This is a genomic window from Flavobacterium columnare (genome assembly GCF_014844295.1).
Lineage (GTDB): Bacteria > Bacteroidota > Bacteroidia > Flavobacteriales > Flavobacteriaceae > Flavobacterium > Flavobacterium columnare.
This window is the reverse complement of record NZ_CP054494.1, coordinates 394,084-416,738: the sequence shown is the minus strand read 5'-3', so window position 1 is coordinate 416,738 and position 22,655 is coordinate 394,084. Positions and strand designations below refer to the sequence as shown.

At 30.8% G+C, this 22,655-nt stretch carries 22 protein-coding genes; 10 read left to right on the top strand and 12 right to left on the bottom strand.

The features are described from left to right. Positions 1-153: 153 nt before the first annotated feature. Positions 154-1,476 carry a tRNA (N(6)-L-threonylcarbamoyladenosine(37)-C(2))-methylthiotransferase MtaB gene (mtaB, locus tag HUE53_RS01975; protein ID WP_192188667.1) on the top strand — a complete coding sequence of 441 codons (1,323 nt, stop codon included), beginning with the start codon at positions 154-156 and terminating at the stop codon, positions 1,474-1,476. Between the two features lie 206 nt (positions 1,477-1,682). Here the strand turns inward: mtaB and HUE53_RS01970 are convergent, their stop codons facing one another. Continuing rightward, positions 1,683-2,453 carry a bestrophin-like domain gene (locus tag HUE53_RS01970; protein ID WP_192188666.1) on the bottom strand — a complete coding sequence of 257 codons (771 nt, stop codon included), beginning with the start codon at positions 2,451-2,453 and terminating at the stop codon, positions 1,683-1,685. A 101-nt stretch (positions 2,454-2,554) separates the two neighbouring features. Between HUE53_RS01970 and HUE53_RS01965 the strand changes: the two genes are divergently transcribed. The 3 genes from HUE53_RS01965 to HUE53_RS01955 are packed head-to-tail and all read left to right on the top strand — an operon-like array spanning position 2,555 to position 4,467. After that, a complete protein-coding gene (locus HUE53_RS01965) occupies positions 2,555-3,214 on the top strand; it encodes an alpha/beta hydrolase (protein WP_041253194.1) in 660 nt (219 codons plus the stop codon). A gap of 46 nt (positions 3,215-3,260) precedes the next feature. Beyond that, positions 3,261-4,058: a lytic transglycosylase domain-containing protein gene (locus HUE53_RS01960; RefSeq protein WP_225556197.1), complete on the top strand. Its 798-nt coding sequence runs from the start codon at positions 3,261-3,263 to the stop codon at positions 4,056-4,058. 40 nt (positions 4,059-4,098) lie between these two features. Then, positions 4,099-4,467, top strand: coding sequence for a sulfite exporter TauE/SafE family protein (locus tag HUE53_RS01955; RefSeq protein WP_014165146.1), 369 nt, complete (start codon positions 4,099-4,101; stop codon positions 4,465-4,467). Here HUE53_RS01955 and HUE53_RS01950 read toward each other — a convergent pair whose 3' ends face one another. After that, entirely contained in the window at positions 4,468-5,169 is a 702-nt protein-coding gene (locus HUE53_RS01950) for a TlpA family protein disulfide reductase (RefSeq protein WP_014165145.1), read from the bottom strand. It abuts the gene before it with no gap. Between the two features lie 147 nt (positions 5,170-5,316). After that, positions 5,317-5,832, bottom strand: a complete 516-nt coding sequence (locus tag HUE53_RS01945; RefSeq protein ID WP_014165144.1) for a hypothetical protein — start codon at positions 5,830-5,832, stop codon at positions 5,317-5,319. A gap of 207 nt (positions 5,833-6,039) precedes the next feature. Between HUE53_RS01945 and rpmH the strand changes: the two genes are divergently transcribed. The 3 genes from rpmH (at position 6,040) to HUE53_RS01930 (ending at position 11,213) form a co-directional block, all read left to right on the top strand. After that, a complete protein-coding gene (gene rpmH / locus HUE53_RS01940) occupies positions 6,040-6,201 on the top strand; it encodes a 50S ribosomal protein L34 (RefSeq protein WP_014165143.1) in 162 nt (53 codons plus the stop codon). A gap of 151 nt (positions 6,202-6,352) precedes the next feature. Continuing rightward, positions 6,353-9,208 (top strand): carbamoyl-phosphate synthase large subunit, encoded by a 2,856-nt coding sequence (carB, locus tag HUE53_RS01935; protein WP_065213169.1) that lies wholly within the window; start codon positions 6,353-6,355, stop codon positions 9,206-9,208. 187 nt (positions 9,209-9,395) lie between these two features. Further along, positions 9,396-11,213 (top strand): chloride channel protein, encoded by a 1,818-nt coding sequence (locus tag HUE53_RS01930; RefSeq protein ID WP_065213170.1) that lies wholly within the window; start codon positions 9,396-9,398, stop codon positions 11,211-11,213. A 10-nt stretch (positions 11,214-11,223) separates the two neighbouring features. Here the strand turns inward: HUE53_RS01930 and HUE53_RS01925 are convergent, their stop codons facing one another. Further along, on the bottom strand, positions 11,224-11,910 hold the full coding sequence (locus HUE53_RS01925; RefSeq protein ID WP_014165140.1) for a Crp/Fnr family transcriptional regulator: 687 nt from the start codon (positions 11,908-11,910) through the stop codon (positions 11,224-11,226). Positions 11,911-11,999: 89 nt separating this feature from the next. Between HUE53_RS01925 and HUE53_RS01920 the strand changes: the two genes are divergently transcribed. Continuing rightward, entirely contained in the window at positions 12,000-12,440 is a 441-nt protein-coding gene (locus tag HUE53_RS01920; RefSeq protein ID WP_014165139.1) for a hypothetical protein, read from the top strand. 704 nt (positions 12,441-13,144) lie between these two features. Here HUE53_RS01920 and nhaA read toward each other — a convergent pair. Further along, positions 13,145-14,287 (bottom strand): Na+/H+ antiporter NhaA, encoded by a 1,143-nt coding sequence (gene nhaA / locus HUE53_RS01915; RefSeq protein ID WP_192188665.1) that lies wholly within the window; start codon positions 14,285-14,287, stop codon positions 13,145-13,147. A gap of 23 nt (positions 14,288-14,310) precedes the next feature. Between nhaA and HUE53_RS01910 the strand changes: the two genes are divergently transcribed. After that, the gene (locus HUE53_RS01910; protein WP_014165137.1) at positions 14,311-15,294 is read left to right on the top strand and encodes an ion channel; all 984 of its coding nucleotides are present in this window, start codon (positions 14,311-14,313) and stop codon (positions 15,292-15,294) included. Between the two features lie 23 nt (positions 15,295-15,317). Here the strand turns inward: HUE53_RS01910 and HUE53_RS01905 are convergent, their stop codons facing one another. Together HUE53_RS01905 and HUE53_RS01900 are read right to left on the bottom strand one after the other, a co-directional pair. Then, on the bottom strand, positions 15,318-15,860 hold the full coding sequence (locus tag HUE53_RS01905; protein WP_014165136.1) for a YceI family protein: 543 nt from the start codon (positions 15,858-15,860) through the stop codon (positions 15,318-15,320). Positions 15,861-15,959: 99 nt separating this feature from the next. Then, positions 15,960-16,298, bottom strand: coding sequence for a hypothetical protein (locus HUE53_RS01900; RefSeq protein ID WP_014165135.1), 339 nt, complete (start codon positions 16,296-16,298; stop codon positions 15,960-15,962). Between the two features lie 100 nt (positions 16,299-16,398). Between HUE53_RS01900 and HUE53_RS01895 the strand changes: the two genes are divergently transcribed. After that, positions 16,399-17,247, top strand: a complete 849-nt coding sequence (locus HUE53_RS01895) for a DUF5777 family beta-barrel protein (protein ID WP_014165134.1) — start codon at positions 16,399-16,401, stop codon at positions 17,245-17,247. A gap of 141 nt (positions 17,248-17,388) precedes the next feature. On the opposite strand, the gene HUE53_RS01890 is transcribed toward HUE53_RS01895, so the two are convergent. The 5 genes from HUE53_RS01890 to HUE53_RS01870 are packed head-to-tail and all read right to left on the bottom strand — an operon-like array spanning position 17,389 to position 22,393. Then, entirely contained in the window at positions 17,389-17,937 is a 549-nt protein-coding gene (locus HUE53_RS01890) for an acyl-CoA thioesterase (RefSeq protein ID WP_014165133.1), read from the bottom strand. A 20-nt stretch (positions 17,938-17,957) separates the two neighbouring features. Next, positions 17,958-19,076 (bottom strand): esterase-like activity of phytase family protein, encoded by a 1,119-nt coding sequence (locus HUE53_RS01885; RefSeq protein ID WP_014165132.1) that lies wholly within the window; start codon positions 19,074-19,076, stop codon positions 17,958-17,960. A 38-nt stretch (positions 19,077-19,114) separates the two neighbouring features. Continuing rightward, the gene (locus tag HUE53_RS01880) at positions 19,115-19,483 is read right to left on the bottom strand and encodes a 6-phosphogluconate dehydrogenase (protein ID WP_192188664.1); all 369 of its coding nucleotides are present in this window, start codon (positions 19,481-19,483) and stop codon (positions 19,115-19,117) included. A gap of 7 nt (positions 19,484-19,490) precedes the next feature. After that, positions 19,491-20,861, bottom strand: a complete 1,371-nt coding sequence (rmuC, locus tag HUE53_RS01875) for a DNA recombination protein RmuC (protein ID WP_138424699.1) — start codon at positions 20,859-20,861, stop codon at positions 19,491-19,493. A gap of 23 nt (positions 20,862-20,884) precedes the next feature. Beyond that, a complete protein-coding gene (locus HUE53_RS01870; RefSeq protein ID WP_192188663.1) occupies positions 20,885-22,393 on the bottom strand; it encodes a reverse transcriptase domain-containing protein in 1,509 nt (502 codons plus the stop codon). Between the last annotated feature and the right edge of the window lie 262 nt (positions 22,394-22,655).

The window sequence follows — 22,655 nt, the reverse complement described above, 5'->3', positions numbered from 1 at the left end:
GTATTTCAGAATGTAAGATCGGTGTTTTTCTTTTAATTAAGAATAGTAATAAATTAGTTGGGAGTGAATAAACTACTATTTTTTTAACCAAAAAATCTAGTTAAATTTGCCTTCTCAATTTTTGACAACGATTTCATTGATTGAGAATAAATTATGGAAAACAAAAAAAAAGTAGCGTTTTATACGCTGGGATGTAAATTAAACTTCTCTGAGACATCCACCATTGCACGAAATTTTCACGAGGAAGGTTTTGATCGCGTAGATTTTGAAGAAATAGCTGATATCTATGTAATTAATACTTGCTCCGTTACAGATAATGCAGATAAACAATTCAAGCAGATTGTAAAAAAAGCAATGAAGCTTAACGAAAAAGCTTTTGTAGCTGCCGTAGGTTGTTACGCACAGTTAAAACCCGAAGAATTGGCTGCTGTAGATGGTGTTGATTTAGTTTTAGGGGCGACTGAAAAATTTAAGATAACAGATTATTTGAATGATCTTTCTAAAAATGATTTAGGCGAAGTACATTCATGTGAAATAGAGGAAGCAGATTTTTATGTAGGAAGTTATTCTATAGGCGATAGAACCCGTGCTTTTTTGAAAGTGCAAGATGGGTGTGATTATAAATGCACTTATTGTACGATTCCCTTAGCCAGAGGAATTTCTCGTAGCGATACCATGAAAAATGTGATGCAAAATGCTCAAGAAATTTCTCAAAAAGGAATTAAAGAAATTGTATTAACAGGCGTGAATATCGGAGATTATGGAAAAGGGGAGTTTGGAAATAAAAAACACGAACACACTTTTTTAGAATTAGTTCAAGCCTTAGATGAACTAGAGGGTATCGAAAGGTTGCGTATATCCTCAATAGAACCCAATTTATTGAAAAATGAAACAATTGATTTCGTTTCACAAAGCAGAACCTTTGTTCCTCATTTCCATATTCCGTTACAGTCAGGTTCTAATACAATATTAAAACGCATGAAACGTCGTTATTTACGCGAGTTATATTCAGATCGTGTCACTAAAATACGAGAAGTAATGCCCCATGCCTGTATTGGTGTAGATGTTATTGTTGGTTTTCCAGGAGAAACAGACGAACTATTCTTAGAAACGTATAATTTTTTACATAATTTAGATATTTCATATCTTCACGTATTTACCTATTCAGAAAGAGATAATACAGAAGCTGCAGGAATGGAAGGCGTAGTTCCTGGAAATGTGCGAGCCAAACGCTCAAAAATGTTACGTGGTTTGTCTGTAAAAAAACGCCGCGTTTTTTATGAAAGTCAAATTGGAACCAATAGAACAGTTCTTTTTGAAGGAGAAAATAAAGAAGGCTATATTCATGGATTTACAGAAAATTATGTAAAAGTAAAAACACCATGGAATCCAGAACTAGTTAATTCATTGCATGAAGTTAAGCTGTCTAAGATAGACGAAGATGGAAGTGTAAGGATAGAATTTGTGAAAGACTAGTGTCTTTTATACTTGATAAAATAAGATGTCTAAAAAGTTATATTTCAATATTTATTTTTTACCTCAAAAGGAGGGAGAATCATATTGTCAGTGCTTTTTGTAATTTTTTGCAGGTTCCTTCATTCGAATCAATAAAAAGTAGATTTGAGCGAAGGAACTCAACAAAATTAAACGATCAGATTAAAATCTTTTTGGGCGACTTCCTTTTATGCTGAATGTTTAAATTCAGCAATGAAATCATGTAAAGGTTTAAGTGAAATTTCAGTTCCCGTTTCGCCATTCTCAACATAATCAAAAGGATTGTCTAAATCTTTAATCAAAAACAACATATACCAAATTAAGAAGGTAATAAGTACAGTAAGAAACATGGCTGCTAAAAAAGGCTCTATTTTAATAATAATTAATCCAATTGAAGTTAAAAACGCCATAGCCTCAACAATAGCATAAGCAGAAATAGCAAAATCAGTGTCACGTATTGTATCCATTCTCATAATGGTTTTGCGCAATTGATTTTGTTCATTTTTCATTTTTATGATATAATTAGCCTGAATTTCTTCTTTTTCAAGATTAACCAGATGATCATTAATAGAGCTAATATAGGCTAAAAGAGAAGAAGTGCTTTCTGTTTTGTAAAGCCATTTTTTAATAAACCTAGGCAGTTCTTTTTGGTATTCTAAAAAGTTTTTAGCCGCTTCTGAATTTTTAGATTTACTGATTGTAAGTGTGTCATCTTGTAAAGTGCGCATAGAACAAACCAATTCTGTTGGCAATTTTTCGCTCTCTTTGTAGTCAGATAACACACCACTAATTAGAAATCCAATTAGAAAAACAGTACCAGCAACTAAACTAGTAAAAAGAGCATTGAGTTCCATTAGTTCAAAATTATAGTAATGACTCAGTAATTTAAAAATTCCAACAATCAAAATAATAGGGAAAATTTTAAAAGCTATTTTCCACTTAAGAGCTAAATTTTTCATTTTATTTTTTTTGCAATTTTAAATAAAAAGTTTTTTTTATGCTACTGTTTTACTGCCAGAATAAATAATTAATTTAGTCAAAAAATAATAAAAATAAAGTAATGTCTAAGTTGCAAGTATATTTTATGCCAGGAATGGCTGCCAGTTCAAAAATATTTGAACGGATTCAATTACCAGAGGATCTTTTTGATATGTGTTTTTTAGAGTGGGAAATGCCTCAACAAAACGAAACTCTTAAAGAGTATGCTCAAAGAATGTCGGAAAAAGTATCGGGCGAAAATATTGTTTTAATAGGGGTTTCCTTTGGAGGTATTCTGGTGCAAGAAATGGCACAATTTATAAATCCTAAAAAGATCATCATTATTTCAAGTGTAAAGAGTAATGAAGAATTACCTAAAAGGATGAAAATTGCAAAAAGAACTAAGTTGTATAAAATATTACCCACAGGGTTAGCTAAAAATATAGAAACCTTAGCTAAATACGTTTTTGGAAAAGGAATTGTAAAACAAAGAGTAGAGTTGTACAAAAAATTTATGACACGTACCGAAAAAGAGTACTTAGATTGGGCTATAGAACAAGTCGTATGTTGGGGAAGAAATGAGCCAGATCCTAAAGTAATTCATATTCAGGGAGATGCAGATGAGGTTTTTCCTGTAAAAAATATAGAAAAATATATAAATGTTAAAGGAGGAACTCATATTATGGTTTTAAATAAATACAAATGGTTAAATGAAAATTTACCTAAATTAATAATGGAATAAAATGAAGTTGAGAAATATTGTTTTTTTTATTTTATGTATTGTTTTTATGCTAGTAAGTTGGAAAGATAATCATCTTTTCCCAATAAAGATTGATTTTTGCGGAGAAGAAGTGCCTCTTGATATACCTGACGTGCGTGAAAGATTAGATCGGGAACTAGTTATCAACGAGTATATGCATGGTTCTACTATACTGATTATCAAAAGAGCGTATCGCTTTTTTCCTATCATTGAACCTATTTTAGCTAAAAACAACGTGCCTGATGATTTTAAATATTTAGCTGTTATAGAAAGTTCTCTGACCAATGCTACATCGCCTTCAGGAGCAAAAGGGTTTTGGCAATTTATGCCTCAAACAGCTAAAGAAAATGGAATGGAAGTTACAGAAGGAGTTGATGAACGCTACCATTTAGAAAAAGCAACACAAGCAGCTTGTGGATATTTACTAAAAGCAAAAGAAAAATTTGGTTCTTGGACTTTAGCGGCTGCCTCTTATAATGGAGGAATGAATGGTTTGCAAAAAGCTATTAATCAGCAATTTGTTACTAACTACTACGATTTGTTGCTTACAGATGAAACATTTCGATACGTATTTAGAATTTTAGCATTAAAAGAAATTATGAAAAACCCAAAACAATATGGATTTGAGTTAAATGAAACGGAGTTGTACAAAACGTTAAAAACAAAGAAAATAGAAGTAGATAGTACAATTACAGATTTGGCTAAATTTGCTAAAAGCCAAGGAGTCAACTATAAAGAATTAAAATTGATGAATCCCTGGTTGCGAGATGTAAAATTGGATAACCCTAATAAGAAAAAATATATTTTAGATTTACCCGTTAAATAAAAAGGTTGAATTTAGATGATAATAAATAAAAATTGAGCGTATGAATACAATAACAATAATTGTTTTAATAATCACAGGGTTGTTAGCGGGAATGTTGAGTGGCTTAGTAGGAGTAGGAGGAGGAATTATAATGGTGCCTATGATGGTTTTTATGTTAGGTTTTTCACAACATCAAGCCCAAGGTACTAGTTTGGCTGTATTAGTAGTGCCAGTTACGGCTTTGGCTGTGTTTAATTATTATAAAGAAGGGTATATTAACTGGAAATATGCTGGAGTAATAGCTTTATTTTTTGTGGTAGGTAGTTATGTCGGGAGTAAGTTGGCTGTTAATTTAGATCAAAAAATGCTGAAAAAAATTTTCAGCATTATATTGATTGTTATAGGAAGTAAGATGTTTTTGGAAAAGTAGCTAATTAGAGTCAGAAATCTGACTTGTATTCATTTTTTTTTCTAAAATAATAGATTTTAGGCCTATATTAAATGTGTCGTAGTTCATTGTTAAAGCATTTGAAAAGCTAGAATTAGGTTGAGGATGTGCACCTCCCCGTTTGATGTCAACAATTCTTAACTTTTCGTCTAAAAAGAAGGAGGTAGGAAAGCCTAATGTGTGTTTTAAATGAGCAACTATAGGAGCATCATTTTCATAGGATTCATTAGCATAACAAACGTCTATGTTATTGTTGAACTTTCGAGCTATTTCTTTGATGTTTTTTCGTTTATCCCAAAATAATAAAATGAATTTAATGTCCTTAGCGTGCTTTTCTGCTAGTTTATTTAATGCCTGAAACTCCCCTTTGCTAGGGACACACCAAGAGGCATAAGTAAGAATAAAGATAGGTTTTTGAATACTGCTTAATTGAAGTTTTTTTCGGTCAAACGTTTTAAAAGTGTAATCTTCAAAACGAGTTCCTTTAAGATGAAAGTTAACTAATGAATCAAATAACATTTTAGAAGTCTGAAAGTCATTTTTCTCGTAAGCATAATTTACCTTTTGATTATACTTTCCTAAATGAGCTCTTAATGCGTCAGGAAAACTTGTAGTTATTACCTGATCTTGGCAAAAACTAAAAATTGAAAATAACGCAACTATTAAAAAATATAACTTTTTCATGTTTATTATTTGCTGCGAAGATAAAGTTCTCACTCTTAATGGAATAAAAAATCCGACTAACAGTATCTTTTGTCGATTATCTACCCTAAATATAGTAAAAAACCGCACGGGTTAGGTGCGGTTTTTAAATTTTAACATATTTTGTAGTTAAATTCTTTTTAATTGTTCTTTCATCATGCCTATCTGTTCTTTCAGCATATTGTGCTTGTCTAACTTTTTTGCTTCATTTAAAAGGGTAGTAGCTTCTATTTTTCTTCTCTTAGACAATGCTATTCCTGCTAGATTTAATTTAGCTAGTGCTAAATCTTGATCCATAGATAATCCTAATGAGATAGCTTTCTTGAAAAACTTTTCTGCTTGATTTAAGTTCGTTTGAGAAACCATGAGTCCGTTTAGATAATTATAGTATCCCTGTTGTTTTTGAATTAAAGCCGTCTCAGGATTCTTAATTTTGTCTAACCAGTTTTTAGCTCCAGCAAAATCCTGATTTCTTAATTTTAAGAATGCAAGTAAAATGTACTCGTTACGAAAATATAAAAAGACAGGAATGATAGTAAGAAGTAATAAAAAGATACCATTTCCGATATTATTATCCGTAAATTGCCAAATTCCTGTAATGAGTAGCAAAGCTGCTAATGCTAATTTAATATTTCTGTGAAACATAGTGATTCCTTTTTAATGTGGTGCAAATATAGAAAAGTTATACAACAAATAAAGTGAACTTTTTAAGTGATCTAATAAAAGTTCCTTGTTTTTTGATATTATTTTAAAAAAGGATTTGCAGAAATAAAAAATGGTTGTATATTTGCACTCGGTTTTGAGAAAACCAAATAACTAGATAAATATACAGGATTTTAAAGATAAAAAGCTATGAGTAAGAGAACATTTCAACCATCGAAAAGAAAAAGAAGAAATAAACACGGATTTATGGAAAGAATGGCTTCTGTAAACGGAAGAAAAGTTCTTGCTCGTCGTCGTGCTAAAGGAAGACATAAGTTAACCGTTTCTTCTGAACCAAGACACAAAAAATAATGATTGTTTAACAATCTATACAAAGGCGTTACTTTTATTGGTAACGCCTTTTTTTTAAAATTTTAATTCTGAAATGCTTTTTTCAGATCCCCATAAAAATAAAAAATTAATACACGAATACTACTGACTAACAGCACAAACAACACACACAATGCCTAAAGACAATTCTATTAAATCGGTTTTAATTATTGGATCAGGACCTATTATTATTGGTCAAGCTTGTGAATTTGATTATTCAGGTTCTCAGTCTGCTCGTTCATTAAGAGAAGAAGGAATTGAAGTGATCTTAATCAATTCGAATCCTGCAACTATTATGACGGATCCTTCTATGGCAGATCATGTTTATCTAAAGCCATTAACTACAAAATCAATTATTGAAATCCTTAAAGCCCATCCACAAATTAATGCAGTACTTCCAACTATGGGAGGACAAACGGCTTTAAATTTGTGCCTAGAAGCAGAAGATAAAGGAATTTGGGAAGATTTTGGTGTAAAATTGATTGGGGTTGATGTGAATGCTATCAATATCACAGAAGATCGAGATAAATTTAAAGAACTCTTAAATAAAATAGGAATTCCACAAGCGCCTGCTAAGACAGCTAATTCTTTTTTAAAAGGAAAAGAAATCGCACAAGAATTTGGTTTCCCATTAGTAATTCGTCCTTCATTTACATTAGGAGGAACAGGAGCTGCTTTCGTACATAAAAAAGAAGATTTTGATGCCTTATTAACCCGTGGTTTAGAGGCTTCACCTATACATGAAGTGCTAATTGATAAAGCGCTTTTAGGATGGAAAGAGTACGAATTAGAATTGTTGCGCGATAAAAACGATAACGTTGTCATTATTTGTACCATTGAAAATATGGATCCAATGGGTATTCATACAGGAGATAGTATTACAGTAGCACCAGCTATGACCCTATCAGATACAACTTTCCAGAAAATGCGCGATATGGCTATGCACATGATGCGTAGCATTGGCAACTTTGCAGGAGGGTGTAATGTGCAATTTGCAGTTTCTCCAGATGATAAAGAAGATATCGTAGCCATTGAAATCAACCCACGAGTATCACGCTCATCAGCATTAGCTTCAAAAGCTACAGGGTATCCAATTGCCAAAATAGCTACTAAATTAGCCCTAGGCTATACGTTAGATGAATTGCAAAACCAAATTACAAAATCAACTTCCGCTCTATTTGAACCTACGTTAGATTATGTCATTGTAAAAATTCCTCGTTGGAATTTCGATAAATTTGAAGGCTCTGACAGAACATTAGGCTTGCAGATGAAATCCGTTGGGGAGGTAATGGGAATTGGGCGTTCTTTTCAGGAAGCATTACACAAAGCCACGCAATCCTTAGAAATTAAACGTAATGGTTTAGGAGCAGATGGCAAAGGATATAAAAATTATGAACAAATTATAGAAAAACTCACTCATGCAAGTTGGGATCGTGTATTTGTTATATATGATGCAATAGCTATGGGGATTCCATTATCAAGAATTCATGAAATCACAAAAATAGATATGTGGTTCTTGAAAGAATATGAAGGGTTGTATTTATTAGAAAAAGAAATTTCTAAATACCAATTAGATACTTTGCCAAAAGAACTATTGCTTGAAGCAAAACAAAAAGGATACGGTGATCGCCAAATAGCACACATGTTAGGTTGTTTAGAAAGTCAAGTACATACACTAAGAGAAGAAATGAATGTTCAGCGTGTGTACAAGTTGGTAGATACATGTGCAGCTGAATTTAAAGCACAAACACCCTACTACTATTCTACTTTTGAAGCAGAAATTGAAAAAGCGGACGGAACTAGATATGTATCTAATGAAAGTATCGTTACAGATAAAAAGAAAGTGGTAGTCTTAGGTTCAGGACCTAACCGAATTGGACAAGGAATTGAATTTGATTATTCTTGTGTGCATGGTGTTTTAGCAGCTAAAGAATGTGGCTATGAAACCATCATGATTAATTGCAATCCTGAAACGGTTTCTACTGATTTTGATACAGCCGATAAGCTGTATTTTGAACCAGTTTTTTGGGAACATATTTATGATATTATTCGTCACGAAAAACCTGAAGGAGTAATTGTTCAATTAGGAGGACAAACAGCCCTAAAATTAGCTGAAAAATTAAGTAAATACGGCATTAAAATTATAGGAACAAGTTTTGATGCTTTAGACTTGGCAGAAGACAGAGGGCGTTTTTCGGAATTATTAACAGAATTAAAGATTCCATTTCCTAGGTTTGGAGTAGCTGAAAATGCTGAAGAAGCAGTCAAATTAGCAGATGAATTAGATTTTCCATTATTAGTACGTCCTTCGTATGTATTAGGAGGACAAGGGATGAAGATTGTAATCAATAAACAAGAACTAGAAGAACACGTTATTGAAATCTTAAAACATATTCCAAATAATAAATTGTTGTTAGACCATTATTTAGATGGGGCTATAGAAGCAGAGGCAGATGCTATTTGCGATGCTGACGGAAATGTGTACATAATAGGAATCATGGAGCACATTGAGCCTTGTGGAGTACATTCAGGAGATAGCAATGCAACTTTACCTCCTTTTAACTTAGGAGAGTTTGTAATGCAACAAATAAAAGATCATACCGAAAAAATTGCAAAAGCATTAAAAACAGTAGGTTTGATAAATATTCAGTTTGCCATAAAAGACGATACCGTTTATATTATAGAAGCTAATCCAAGAGCATCGCGTACCGTACCTTTTATAGCAAAAGCTTATGGTGAACCTTATGTAAACTATGCTACTAAAGTCATGTTAGGAGATAAAAAAGTAACAGATTTTACATTTACTCCAGAATTAAACGGTTTTGCTATCAAACAACCTGTATTTTCATTCAATAAATTCCCAGGTGTAAATAAAGCATTAGGACCCGAAATGAAATCAACAGGAGAAAGTATCTTGTTTATTGATGATTTAAAAGATGATCAATTTTACGAATTGTACTCTAGAAGAAAAATGTATTTAACAAAATAATACGCTTAAGAGAGTGCTCTAAAAATGTCGTTTCGACCAAAGGGAGAAATCAAATAGGCTGACAATTTGACTTCTCCTGTTGTCGAAGTGATAAATTAGATGTTAAGCCACTACTTTTTAGACACCCTCTTTTTTATAGAATGATTTGTTTATTATTATCTATATTTGGCATACTATAAATTAAATTATGCCAAGGAGAGTTTCAGCCAAGATCCAACTTTTTTTTAGAACTATTTTTGCTCGTTTGGAGTATTTCTTTTTTAAAGCAAAAGAAATGCTTTCTGAACGCAATTTTTTATATCTATCCAGTGTAGCAATTGCAATTTCAGTTTCTTTTGCCGTAATCTTTCTTAAAACCTTTGCACACAAAGTGTTTATTTGGGCTAATCTACTTAATAAATACCTCAGATTGCCATATCCTAATAGTATGTTGCCCATTATAGGTTTGATCTTAACAGTTTTTGTAATTAGACGATTTTTGGGAGGAAGTATAGAAAAAGGAAGTGCAAAAATTTTACATTCTATTGCTAAAAAAGGAGGGATAGTACCCCGAAAACAAATGTATGCTCAAATCATGACCAGTTCCCTAACTGTTGGTTTGGGAGGATCAGCAGGATTAGAAAGTCCAATTGTTATTACAGGGGCTGCATTTGGGTCTAATTACGCGCAAAATTATTCCTTGTCTAAAAAGAATAGAATATTATTGCTGGCATGTGGAGTAGCAGCGGGGATTGGTGCGGCATTTAATGCGCCAATTGCAGGCGTTCTTTTTACTATAGAGGTTATACTGGCTGATATATCTATCTCTGCATTCATTCCTATAATGATTTCGGCAGCAACAGGAGCTTTAGTTAGTAAGATAGTAATTAGTGGTGAGGTCATTTTGAGCTTTCAAAAAGTACAAGTATTTAATTTTTCAAACACATTTTTTTATGTTTTATTGGGAGTGTTGGCTGGGTTGGTGTCTGTTTACCATGCTCGAACCTTTAGAAGGGTAGAACATTTTTTTAATCATTTTTCAGAAAGAATATATGCGAAAGCTATTTTTGGAGCATTGATTTTAGCAATCTTAATTTTCTTTTTCCCTACCTTATTTGGGGAGGGATATGAAAGTATTAAAATCTTGTCGACTTCTCATCCCGAAGTGCTTTTAGAAAACACCTTATTAGAATCTGTTAAAGATGAAAAATGGGTTTTGATTTTTTTTGTAGGAGTTATTGTTTTTGTAAAATCTATAGCCACAGGAATTACTTTAGGAAGTGGAGGAAACGGAGGGAATTTTGCGCCTTCTTTATTTGTAGGATCCTATTTAGGATTTGTAGTAGCTAAAACAATCAATATATTAGGAATTTCTCAATTACCTGTAACAAATTTTACGATAGTGGGAATGGCAGGTATACTTAGTGGACTGTTTCATGCTCCCCTCACGGCTATTTTCTTGATTGGTGAAATTACAGGAGGTTATGACTTAATGATTCCACTAATGATTGTTTCCTCTGTAAGTTATGCCGTTTCTAAACGTTTTGAAGAGTATTCTATGGATGTAAAAGCATTAGCTGGCTCAGGCGATGTGTTTACAAGTAATAAAGATAAAAATATTTTACAAAGCATAGAAGTGGCAAAATTAATAGACGTTAATATTCAAACAGTATGTCCAGAAGATTTGTTGGATAAAATTATAGCCATCATATTTGATAGCGAACAAACTATTTTTCCTGTGCTCACTAAGGAGCAAGATGTTATAGGCGTAGTATACTATGATGCAATAAAAAAGCGTTTATTTAATCCCTTTCAAGTTAGATTTACAAAAATAGAAGAGGTCATGTCAAAATCTTTTTTAGTGGTTGATGTTCATGATGATCTTGATGAGATAATGAATAAATTTGATACAAAGGAAATAATGAGTCTTATTGTCGTCAAGAATAATAAATTTTATGGAGTTTTAGACAAAGTTAAAATTCTAGAAAATTATAGGTTGACGTTTAAAAATTTATTGATCAATTAGATGTATTCCATTAAAAACCTTCTGAAAGAATCGAAAGCAATTTAATGTTTACTATTTTTATAGTTCTGCTATTATTAATTAAAATACCTTCTGATTCAAAGAAACTAATTACTCTAACGACTGTTTCTTCAGAAGTTTCAGAATATTTAGCTATGTCTGATTTTGTCATAGATATTTCATATTCTTCCTTTTCTGTCCTATACTTTTCATCTAAAATGAGCAAAATTAAAGCAATTTTTTCTTTTGCGGATTTATGAGAAAGAGAGGAGATTAGATTTATCCAAACATTGAATTCAAAACTTAAAATTTGAACTAAGTTAAATGATAAATTAGGTGATTTTTTAGTGATTTCAATAAATTTATTTCCTTCGTAAACTTCTACTTGACTATCTTCTAATAGAATGGCAGTTACGGGGTGTTTTTCGCTACTCAATAATGGCCTAAATCCAAAAAATTCTCCTTCTACAAAAATGTATACAATTCTTGTTTTGCCATCTTGGTTGAGTTGTTCTATTTTTACCTTCCCTTTTATTAATCTATATACAGCTTTAGCTTCTGTACCTTCTTCATAAAGGATATTTCCTTTGGAGTAGTTTTCAATTGATTTATTGGCTTCTAGTTCTTGTAAAAATTTTGATTTTACATTTTTAAGAAGCTCATGACTTCTAAAGGTGTATTTTGTTATTTCAAAGCTCATTAAAAATAGTTTTTTTAAAACATTGACGACGGTCAACTTTCCTAAAATAAAGCTTGTTTATTTTTGTAGTATGTAAAAGTATTAATAAAATGAAGAAGATTTTAACTTTAGCTTTTTTTGTTTTAACATTTTTTAATGATATAAGTGCACAAAATAAAAATGTTTCAAAAAGTATAATTGATCCAACAGCACGTGTTACCAAATTTCACGAAAAAAAGGAATTGGAGGAAATGCAAAAAGGAGGATTAGTAGATTTATATTTAGAACGTATTCGAGTTTTAATTCATCGAATTCCTTTTATTGCCTTGACAAATAAAGCAGGCATATCTATGCAGGATATAGGGATCCCTGAAAATTCAACGCATGGTAAATTTTTAGACAGACAGCATGAAGTTATTAAGTATTTTGTTTCAGAGACGGAAAGTTGTCAGAAGTCAATTACGCCCTTTGCTGATAAAAATAATATTATAAATGCAATTTTAGCCTATGAAACTATTTTGAAGGATTTTAAAATGTTGCATGATAATTAATAGTACAAAAAGCTTTTATTTCTGTTTTTATAATTTTTTGAATATTAAATGGGTTAGGTTTTCCTGTTACAATTTATAAGTTTGGGTTCTATACAAAAAATGTTTTGTTCTTGTGATTGATTTTATTAGTTACTCATGTAGTAGCTAATCTGGAAAACCTTCCATTTTTTATAGTATTAAATGCAGAAAAAGTAAGAAGAGAATAGTCTGATCACAGATTATATTTATTAGTTAATTTTAATTTAAAAAGGTTCAAGTACAGATTTACTTGAACCTTTTCCTTTTTTTACTCTTCTTAATTTGAAATTAGGACTCTCAATTAGTGATATATCACTGATTTGTGTCAAAAAAGAAATTTTTATAGTAGATAAATAAGAAAAAAGAATCTTTTTTTGTCAAGTATATTTCGGTTTTTAGCAAGAATACTCTATGTAATTGGAGATAGAAGATCTTTACCTAGACTTTGCGATGAAGAGGAAAAGAGCAAAGAAGATAAAAATGTACGGACTTTTTTTCCGAAGCTGTAGTTTTACCACATTGAATCTAAAAAATACTCCTTTTTTTTAGATTCAAAATCATTTTTATTTGTAATGAATTTCTTAAACGAAATCTGGGTTTGTAATAACAAAATAAGAAATCTTAAAACCAAAAGAGCTACGTGTTTTTGAGTTTTATGGAAATGGAACAAACCCACCCTATTTCTTCTATGATTTTTTTTCTTTTAAAACACCTTTTAAGTAGAATAAACCCGTGATTCCTGCTAGTAAAGAGCCAATGATAATATACAACTTGGAGTTGTTGATTATAATAGCATCTGTAAAAGCTAATAGATCTATGAAAATAGACATGGTAAATCCTATTCCGCCTAATATACCAGCTCCAAAAATTGTACTCCAATTGAGATCTTTTGGGAGTTTTGCCCATTTTAGTTTTACAGATAACCAAGAAAAAAACGTAATTCCTAATGGTTTTCCTACAACCAAACCCAAAATAATTCCCAATCCATAGCTAGGTAATAAGCCTTCATTACTATCAAATGAAAGAACGATAGCCGTGTTGGCTAAAGCAAAAATAGGGAGAATAATGAATGCAACAGGTTTGTGTAATGCGTGTTCTAATTTGTAAGAAATGGTGTTTTCTGTTCCGTTTTCAAAAGGAATGGCAAAGGCTAATAAAACACCTGTAATGGTAGCATGAACTCCGGAATGTAGCATAAAATACCACATTATAACTCCTAAGATTAAATAAGGCCAAAGTTTATAAAACTTCATTTGATTCATTACTAATAGTATGCTAAATATTCCCATAGCTATGCCTAAATTCATCCAATTCATATCCGTAGAATAAAACAAGGCAATAACGATGATAGCTCCTAAATCATCGATAACAGCTAGAGCAGTTAGAAAAATTTTCAGTGAAACAGGGACACGATTACCTAATAAAGATAAAATACCAATAGCAAAAGCAATGTCTGTTGCCATAGGAATTCCTATTCCATTTGTATAAGGTGTATTTTGATTAGAAAGGAAATAAAGTCCAGCGGGGATAAGCATTCCTCCTAAAGCACCTAAAATAGGAAGTAGCGCATTTTTAATTTTCGATAATTCTCCGATATAAATTTCGCGTTCTAATTCTAAACCGATCATTAGAAAAAAAATAGTCATCAAACCATCATTAATAATATGCTCTATTGAAAAGCTACCAACTTTAATATGCCATAAATGGGAATAACTTTCTCCAAAAACTGAATTTGTTATGGCTATAGAAAAGATAGTACAGAATATTAAGATAATGCCACTGGCTTTTTCGCTCTCAAAAAACGATTGGAATAATTTAGTTAATCTCACAGTTAATGTTTTTAATAAAATATATGGTAAATTTACGAAAAAAAAAAGGGATGGCAGTGTTTGGAAGGAAAACAAGAAGGTTAACAACAGATGAACACACGGGATTTGGTTCAAATCCTGAAAATTATGGAGGACGTTTTGTTAGTAAAGATGGATCAGCAAATGTCATTAAAACAGGAATTCCGTTATTTGATCAAATTAGTTGGTTTCATACTCTTTTGCAATTACCCATTTGGAAATTTCATCTGGTAATATTAGCAGTGTTTGTAATGATTAATTTTCTGTTTGCCTCTATATACTATATAATAGGAGTAGAACATCTGAATGGCATTACAGCTATCAACGAATTAGAAAAATTTGGAAAAGCTTACTTTTTTAGTGCACAAACTTTTACAACAGTAGGGTATGGACATATTAATCCTGAAGGTTTTTTGACAAGCGCTGTAGCTTCTATTGAAGCTCTAATGGGGTTATTAGCTTTTGCATTAGCAACGGGTTTGTTATACGGTAGATTTAGTAAACCTCAAGCTTATTTAAAATTTTCTCATAATGCACTAATTACTCCTTTTCAAGGAGGTGTGGCGCTGATGATGAGAGTTGCACCTTTTAAAAATACAACGTTAACAGATGCCGTAGCAAAAATAACATTAGGTCTGAAAGTAGAGGAAAAAGGAAAATGGGTTAACAAATTTTATCCATTAGAACTTGAATATGATCATGTAAACGTTTTAACACTTAGTTGGACTCTAGTGCATATCATTAATGAAAACAGCCCTCTTTATGGCTTTTCTGAAAAAGATTTTAAATCAAAAAAAGGAGAAGTGATTATCTTTTTGAAAGCTTTTGATGATATGTTTAGCAATAATGTAGTAAAGAGAACTTCTTATACGTTTGATGAAATAGTATACGGAGCTAAATTTAAACCTATGTACGAACATAATAATAGTTTTACCTCAACTATTTTACATATAGACCGATTAAATCAATTTGAAAATGTTGAGATATAACTAAAAAAGAAATGAATAAGGTTTTATTGACCTAATAGTTTAAAAGTAGTAGATACTTCTATTGATTTTGCAATCTTATAGCCAACAACACTAGGTATTTCAATATTAAATTCTTCTGGCTTTAAAATAAAGTTAGCTATAAGAATGTAGTTGTTTCCTTCTTTTTTTAATAAGGCAGGTACCGTCATATTTTTTGATTTTCCGTGAATTTCAAAAGTACCATTTATTTGAACTTTTGTTTGGTTATCAAAATTATAAGTATTGTAATTCTCTATTTTTCCTTTAAAAATAGCTTTAGGAAATTTGTCGCTTTCCATATAGTTTTCATTAAAATGCTCTTGCATTAAGCTGTTTTTAAACTTAAAAGTTTTAATATTTATGACCGAGGCCATATCTCCTGTTTTAGAATTTAAAACACATACAGCAGAGGAACTTGTAGCCTTTATTTCTTCAAAAGTGGCAACAGATGCCTCAAATGTTATAACTCCGTTTTTTGCTATACTTTTTTCTTGAGACCAAGAGTGTAAATTGATAAGTAAAATCAAGGAGTAAAATAGTTTTTTCATAACTTATTTGTATAGTTTTAATAGTATTGAATCATTAATTAACTTTTTTGCAAGCACACTTTAGGGGGAAGTGTGCTTCTTTAGCTACTTTAAAAAAAATTATTTTTCTAATAAGCCATCAGCTTGCCACTGTTTTATGATATCAATGTTAACTTGAGGCATTTTTCCTGAACGAGGCATAACTCCAGCGCCATCTCTTTGTATTCTATCTAAGATGTTATTAATGTTTGTTTTTACACCACTGTATGAAGCAAAAGTAGGGTGGCAACCTATACAGTTATTTGTGAAAATAGCCTTAGCGTTTGCTTCATAAGTTAATTTAGCTCCAGTAGGAGTAGTCGTAGTCGTGGTAGGACCTGAAATAGAAGGTTCATTGTCTTTAGAACAACTTGCCAAACTGATTGTTAAAAAGCTTAAAAACAGAAATGTTTTTTTCATAATAAGTGATTTTAGTTATTAAATTTATATATTTGTCTATACAAATGATGGCAAAAATAATTTATTTATTTGATGTTTAGATGTTAAAAAACTAAAAAGTATGTTAAAAAAAATTTTATTAGGATTTTCTATTGTGTTAAGTAATAATCTGCAGGCACAAGATGATTTGTTAAAGGGAGTAGAAAATAACGACTCACAAGTCGTTGAATCAGCATTTAAATCTTTAAAGATTGTAAATTTAGAGTCAACAAAATTGGCATCAAAAGGAGATTTATATTTTATTGTTTCTCACCGTTTTGGTTTTTTGAACTCAGGGTTTGAAAACTTTTTTGGGTTAGATGGAGCTACTACTCAACTAAAAATGGTTTATGGGTTAACAGATGATGTCACGTTGCATTTTTCAAGAAGCACTTTTGCTAAGACTTATGATGCGGGAATAAAATATAAAATTATAAGCCAAAAGAAAGAAGGATTTCCTTTTACAATAGTAGGATATAATGCTTTGGCGATTAATTCGGCTATGAAAAAAGAAGCTTATCCCTTATTAGAATTTAAACATCGACTTTCTTATAATTCGCAAGTATTAGTGTCAAGAAAATTCAACGATCAACTAACATTACAGTTAGCTCCTACTTTTTTTTATGAAAATGTAGTTCTTAATCCCGAGCAAAAAAACGCACAATTTGCAGTAGGTATGGGAGGTCGTTATAAGTTAAGTAAACGATTTTCTTTAAATGTAGATTATGCAGCACACTTGAATAGAATTAAAAATTCAAATTTTAGAGATCCTCTTTCAGTTGGAGTAGATTTAGAAACAGGGGGACACATATTTCAAATGTTTTTTACCAATGCGAATGCTATGCACGATACAGGTTATCTAGGTAGAACAGCTGGTAATTGGGCAAAAGGAGAAATTAGCTTTGGATTTAATTTAGTAAGAGTGTTTTAATATTATTGTAAAGAAAGAAACTTTTCTAAAAGTCTGATATTGTTTTGTCTAATTTTGTTTGATTCTTCTTCCTACTAGACTACTAAAGTAGTAACAAAATTAAATCTTTTAAATATTACTTTTTAGAAAAGTTTCTTTTACTTATTTCAAATCAACCTCTACGTTGTATTCTGATAGATGAGCTAGAGCTTCAGGGCTTTTATAATTAAAATGATCTTCGTGTTGTTGCTTTTCTTTTCTATTAGAGATTGTTTTGATACAATTATAAAAGCGCCTAACATCTTCAAAATTACTAAGAATAAGACCTGGAACAGGTGTTGATTGCCCTGTTTTATCTTTTGCAACCATAGTGAAATAAGATGAATTGCAATGTTTAACAAAGCCTGTTTGTATATTTTCAGCTTCTACTCGTATCCCTACAATCATAGACGTTTTACCTACATAATTTACAGAAGCTTTAAGAGTTACTAATTCGCCGACCTCTATTGGAGCTAAAAAATCTACAGTATCTACTGATGCAGTTACACAATAATGTCCTGAAAATTTAGAAGCGCAGGCAAAAGCAATTTGATCTAATAAAGATAAAATATAGCCGCCGTGTATTTTACCACTAAAGTTAGTGTGTGATGGTAACATGAGTTCTGAAATAACTATTCTAGAGTCATTTACGGTTTTAAAGAGGGTATTCATTATATAAAGTTATCTTAAAATCATTTTTCAATTAATTCAAATAAAATAAATTGATTGAGTTGTGGGCCAAATTGTTGAAAATTATCATCTGATATAACCAAAATTGTTCTATTTCCATTGGGTAAATTTTTTCCAAAACAGATACCTTCAATATTATCTATTTTAGACTGTTTTAGATATTTTTTTATGTTACTAAAATCCAAAACCAATTCCTTTTTCATAGGGACATACTTTTTTGATTTTAAGCTTTTTATGTTTAATGAATTTGTAGTGTTTGAATGAATAGAAGCTTCAAATATTTTTACAATATTTTCATTTTGAAAGGCTCTTTCTATTACTAAAAAATGATCTTTTTTGTATTCTAAAATATCAGATACACCATTTATGTCTCCGCTTCCTGTTCTAGGTTTGGTAAGAGGAGATAATTCATAAACAAATTCTTTTGTAGCTTGTTTTGTATTAAAATCATAAAAAGTAAATCGAACAGGAGAATCTGTTGTTTTATAATCTGGTTCTGATCCATCTGTTTTAAGAGGTAATTCGTTTGCACTCCATATACCTTGTTTATCTACACTTTTTGTCAAGGATTCAAAAGAACCATTATGCCTAGTTTCTTGGAAAAAAATAGGAGGGATAGAAAAATCGGATAAAAAATGTCCTTTTTCATCGGAATTAAAAATACTTGGTTTTTGATTGCCATAAATGCTTCCTTCTGATGATAACGTTATTTGATTGTTTGTAAAAACGATACTCTCTAAGTCTAAAAACCGAGAAGAATAAAAATTTTCTTTTGTATCAAAAAGAATCATGTCAGTAAAAACAGTTTTACTAATAGTGTTATTTTTAGTTACTATATTGGCAATATAGTAACGAGGGGTATTAGGATCGTCAGAAACAATATAGTAACGATCTTTCTCAAAATCATAATCTATACCAGATAAACCACCAATTAATAAATTTTGAAAATATTGATTTGAAGGGAAAATAAAATCATCTAAAAAATTTAATTTTATACTTGATGAATTAGTTATGTCGTTTACCTTAGTTGTCTGATTAATTTCTTCTATTTCAGTTTTATGACAGCATATAAAAAAGAAAAGAAGAAAGAATAGAATTATGTGTTTTTTAAAAAATAACATATCATTCCTGCCTGTAAATTAGTTTTATAGTATGAAAACTATCGGTTAAATATAGGAGATTTTTCCTCTTTTACATCGGTTACGAAATAAGTGGTGTCTCCCCACCAAGGAAATGTTTTATAACGTTCTATATAAGTTACTTTTACATAACGTCCCTCTAGATTTTTTAATTTTTGAATGGTGCTGTTTTCACTATCCAATAGCGAAAAAGCAAAAATTTTGTTTCCTGAAAGGCCTTGACTTAATTCGCCTTCCCACGTTTTAAAGATATAACCTTTTTTGCTGAATTTAATTAATTCTCCGGTACGAGTGCCTTCGCTATAAGTAGCATAGTACAAAAGAGTAAAGTACAAAGCAAAACAAAGAGCAAAAGTACCAAGGCTGAGTAAAAGAATTTTTTTTGACATACAATTATTAGTTTATTAAGTTATTTTCATTTTGTTCTGCTCGATTAATAATGGCTTCAGGAAGTGATTTTTTAGCTTTAGCTCCCATTTTTTTGAGTTTTTCAACGCTGGTAATTAAATTCCCTTTGCCTTCAACTAATTTATTCATAGCTCCTGAATACTCATTTTTAGCTTCATCCATACGTTTTCCAATTTTGATAAGATCCTGAACAAATCCTTCAAACTTATCATATAAAGCTCCCGCTTGACGGGCAATTTCATAAGCGTTTTCCTGTTGCTTTTGGTTAGCCCACATACTGTCAATAGTTCTTAGTGTAGCCAAAAGGGTTGATGGTGTAACAATTACAATATTTTTCTCAAAAGCTTTGTTGTAAAGAGTGGCATCTTCCTGTAAAGCAATGGCAAACGCGGGTTCTATAGGAACAAAAAGTAGCACAAAATCAGGGCTTTCTATTTTATATAAATCATGATAGTTTTTTTCGCCCAGTTGATCTACATGACGCTTTAAAGAAAGGACGTGTTCTTTTAGGTATTGCTCTTTTAGAGTTTCATCTTCTTCGTTTATAAAACGTTCATAAGCAGTAAGCGTTACTTTAGAATCGACGATCATTTTTTTACCATCAGGTAGATTGATGACCACATCGGGCTGCAAGCGTTGCCCTTCGTCGTTAGTAAAACTTTGTTGGACTTCGTACTCGCGCCCTTTTTCTAAACCCGATTTTTCAAGTACGCGTTCTAGCACTAGTTCACCCCAATTCCCTTGCATTTTACTATCGCCTTTTAATGCTTTGGTCAAATTGAGGGTTTCTTTACTCATTTGTGCGTTCATTTCGCGCAAACCTATAATTTGTTGGCGTAATGCAGCGTGATAATCAATACTCTCTTTGTGAGTGTCTTCCACTTTTTTCTCAAAGTTTTGGATTTTGTCGTGTAATGGCGAAAGGAGATTTTTTATGTTTTCTTTGTTTTGTTCAGTAAACTTGGTTGATTTTTCCTCTAATATCTTGTTAGCAAGGTTTTCAAACTCTTTGGTAAATTTTTCTTGCAGTTGTGCTACTTCTTGTTTTTGTTCTCTATTTCGTTCGAGTAAATTATCAAAATCAACTTCCTTTTTGGAGAGCTGAATCGCAAGGGCTTCTTTTTCGTTCCGAATAGTATCTTTTTCTTGATTAAGTTGCGATAATTGTTTTTCCCAAGTGCTTTTTTCGGATTGTATTTGGATTTTTAGTTGTTCATTTTGTGCAAACAAACCGTTGATTTTTTCTTCAAAAGTGGCAGTTGTAGTTTTAGCCGAAGCCGAAAAGATGACTTTCCCTAAGAAGATTCCTATTCCTAAGGCAATGATGAATGTGGCTAGTACAATAAGTGTGTCTGACATGGTTTTGTTTTTTTGTTGTAAATTTATAATTCATTTTTAATATTTGAAAAATTATATTTTTTTAATGTAGTTTGAAGGATTTTCCAATGATTTTTTATTTGCTTTTTTATCTCAGGAGCGTTCATTTCGTTTGAAGCATTATAAATATATTTAATATAATTACCTCTAAATTTACGACAAAAAGGTTTAACTACTAATCGACCATTTTTAAACTCACTTTTTTTAGCTGGCAACAATCTTGATTTTACTCCTTTGTAACTATAGAGTCTGTAGATTTTCCTTTTAAAAATAGGAGATTCATCTAAAAGTTTCTTCTCTTTTAGTTTTTCAATTCTTTTTGATTTTCTTTTTATAGTTTGTTTCATTTCTCGGTAAAAACTTGCTAAGTTTTTAGATTTGACTAATATTTTATAACCATAAAATTCGAAACCTAAATAGTTAAGAGGTATATCTTTTATTAATTTATCACCCTTTATTTGAAATGACTGTAATTTCTCATTCTCTTTTTTGAATGAAGTTTTTTCTGTTTTTTCTTTTGAAATAATTAAGTCAATTTCCTTTATCTTATTTAATACAAAATTTTCAACTGTATCAACCTCACTTTCTTTACAGATTACAATAATATCATCAGAATATCGTCTGTAAAAGACATTTTTTTTAACTGTAAGTTCATTTACAATTGCTTCGTCAAAAGGGAGCATATAAATATTAGCTAAAAGAGCACTTATAGGTAATCCTTGTGGAATTCCAATGATTTTACCTTTTTTATGTTTCTGATTTTTATGAATAATTATATCAGAATCAATTAGTTCTTTGATATTATTAAAAAAAGTATGTTTTCCTTCTTTTTTTAGTTGAGCTAACTTTTTCTCGTCGAAATATTTTTTCTTGATTTTTAAATCATTTAGTTTAACATATGCAAATTTTGTAGCAGATTTAAAAATATTGTAATGATCTTTTGGTAATGCTTTACAACCTAAAATTTTAGCCCAAATTAATTTTAATTTTTTATGATTTAGTGTAGGAAAGAAGTTTTCTACATCAAAAGCTAAGACAACACAATTTTCTCTTTTCTTGATTTCATCGAAAATGTCTTTTGCAAAATGAACATTGTTTTTAAATTTTAATCCATCTTCAGTTATTATTTGTCTATATGCTGATATTGAATTAGATAGTTCAATGTTCTTTTTTAGATATTCTTCATATTTTGGACTAATAATTTTTTGAGTATAGTAGGAATATATATGAGCATCAATATGTGAAGCATAAAGAATTTCTCTGATTTTAGTGTTTGAAACAATATTTCCTTTTTTATCTATTTTTTTATGAGAATGTCTTTTTATTCCATTAAAATCTGAAAGTTTATATCTCCTTTGTTTAATTTCTTTGAAGATCAAAGGTAAGAATGAATGATGTGCAACTTTTTCAGGATTAGAAACATAACTCTCGATATCTTTTTTAATTGATAATGGAGTTTTATTAGAAAAATGAGGATATCCTCTGTCTTTAAACCAATCTTTAGTTTTAATCATAGTTTGTTTAAAAGTAGTAAAGAAGTTCTCGCACGGATTTTAAAAAATAAAACGTAACATTTCAATGAAACTGAACCATTAGCCGAGTTCTCGACTCCCGTTGTCATTTTACGTCAATGAATAATCCATTAGAAATTATGATTACATTAAATCCTTTAGAATTACTTGCGACTGTAACAAATCTATTAGTTTGGAGACTAATACTAGAGAAAGCAAACTTTCCCGAAATTTGTACAGACCTAATTGATTTAATACTGAACCC

Bases quoted from the DNA above. Each gene is read 5' to 3' on its own strand.
- HUE53_RS01890 (WP_014165133.1), bottom strand. From the start codon at position 17,937: ATGAATACCCTCTTTAAAACCGTAAATGACTCTAGAATAGTTATTTCA.
- HUE53_RS01945 (WP_014165144.1), bottom strand. From the start codon at position 5,832: ATGTTTCACAGAAATATTAAATTAGCATTAGCAGCTTTGCTACTCATT.
- HUE53_RS01900 (WP_014165135.1), bottom strand. From the start codon at position 16,298: ATGAAAAAAACATTTCTGTTTTTAAGCTTTTTAACAATCAGTTTGGCA.
- HUE53_RS01950 (WP_014165145.1), bottom strand. From the start codon at position 5,169: ATGAAAAAGTTATATTTTTTAATAGTTGCGTTATTTTCAATTTTTAGT.
- HUE53_RS01885 (WP_014165132.1), bottom strand. From the start codon at position 19,076: ATGTTATTTTTTAAAAAACACATAATTCTATTCTTTCTTCTTTTCTTT.
- HUE53_RS01910 (WP_014165137.1), top strand. From the start codon at position 14,311: ATGGTAAATTTACGAAAAAAAAAAGGGATGGCAGTGTTTGGAAGGAAA.
- carB (WP_065213169.1), top strand. From the start codon at position 6,353: ATGCCTAAAGACAATTCTATTAAATCGGTTTTAATTATTGGATCAGGA.
- HUE53_RS01955 (WP_014165146.1), top strand. From the start codon at position 4,099: ATGAATACAATAACAATAATTGTTTTAATAATCACAGGGTTGTTAGCG.
- HUE53_RS01920 (WP_014165139.1), top strand. From the start codon at position 12,000: ATGAAGAAGATTTTAACTTTAGCTTTTTTTGTTTTAACATTTTTTAAT.
- mtaB (WP_192188667.1), top strand. From the start codon at position 154: ATGGAAAACAAAAAAAAAGTAGCGTTTTATACGCTGGGATGTAAATTA.
- rmuC (WP_138424699.1), bottom strand. From the start codon at position 20,861: ATGTCAGACACACTTATTGTACTAGCCACATTCATCATTGCCTTAGGA.
- rpmH (WP_014165143.1), top strand. From the start codon at position 6,040: ATGAGTAAGAGAACATTTCAACCATCGAAAAGAAAAAGAAGAAATAAA.
- HUE53_RS01870 (WP_192188663.1), bottom strand. From the start codon at position 22,393: ATGATTAAAACTAAAGATTGGTTTAAAGACAGAGGATATCCTCATTTT.
- HUE53_RS01905 (WP_014165136.1), bottom strand. From the start codon at position 15,860: ATGAAAAAACTATTTTACTCCTTGATTTTACTTATCAATTTACACTCT.
- HUE53_RS01880 (WP_192188664.1), bottom strand. From the start codon at position 19,483: ATGTCAAAAAAAATTCTTTTACTCAGCCTTGGTACTTTTGCTCTTTGT.
- HUE53_RS01960 (WP_225556197.1), top strand. From the start codon at position 3,261: ATGCTAGTAAGTTGGAAAGATAATCATCTTTTCCCAATAAAGATTGAT.
- HUE53_RS01895 (WP_014165134.1), top strand. From the start codon at position 16,399: ATGTTAAAAAAAATTTTATTAGGATTTTCTATTGTGTTAAGTAATAAT.
- HUE53_RS01970 (WP_192188666.1), bottom strand. From the start codon at position 2,453: ATGAAAAATTTAGCTCTTAAGTGGAAAATAGCTTTTAAAATTTTCCCT.
- HUE53_RS01930 (WP_065213170.1), top strand. From the start codon at position 9,396: ATGCCAAGGAGAGTTTCAGCCAAGATCCAACTTTTTTTTAGAACTATT.
- HUE53_RS01965 (WP_041253194.1), top strand. From the start codon at position 2,555: ATGTCTAAGTTGCAAGTATATTTTATGCCAGGAATGGCTGCCAGTTCA.
- HUE53_RS01925 (WP_014165140.1), bottom strand. From the start codon at position 11,910: ATGAGCTTTGAAATAACAAAATACACCTTTAGAAGTCATGAGCTTCTT.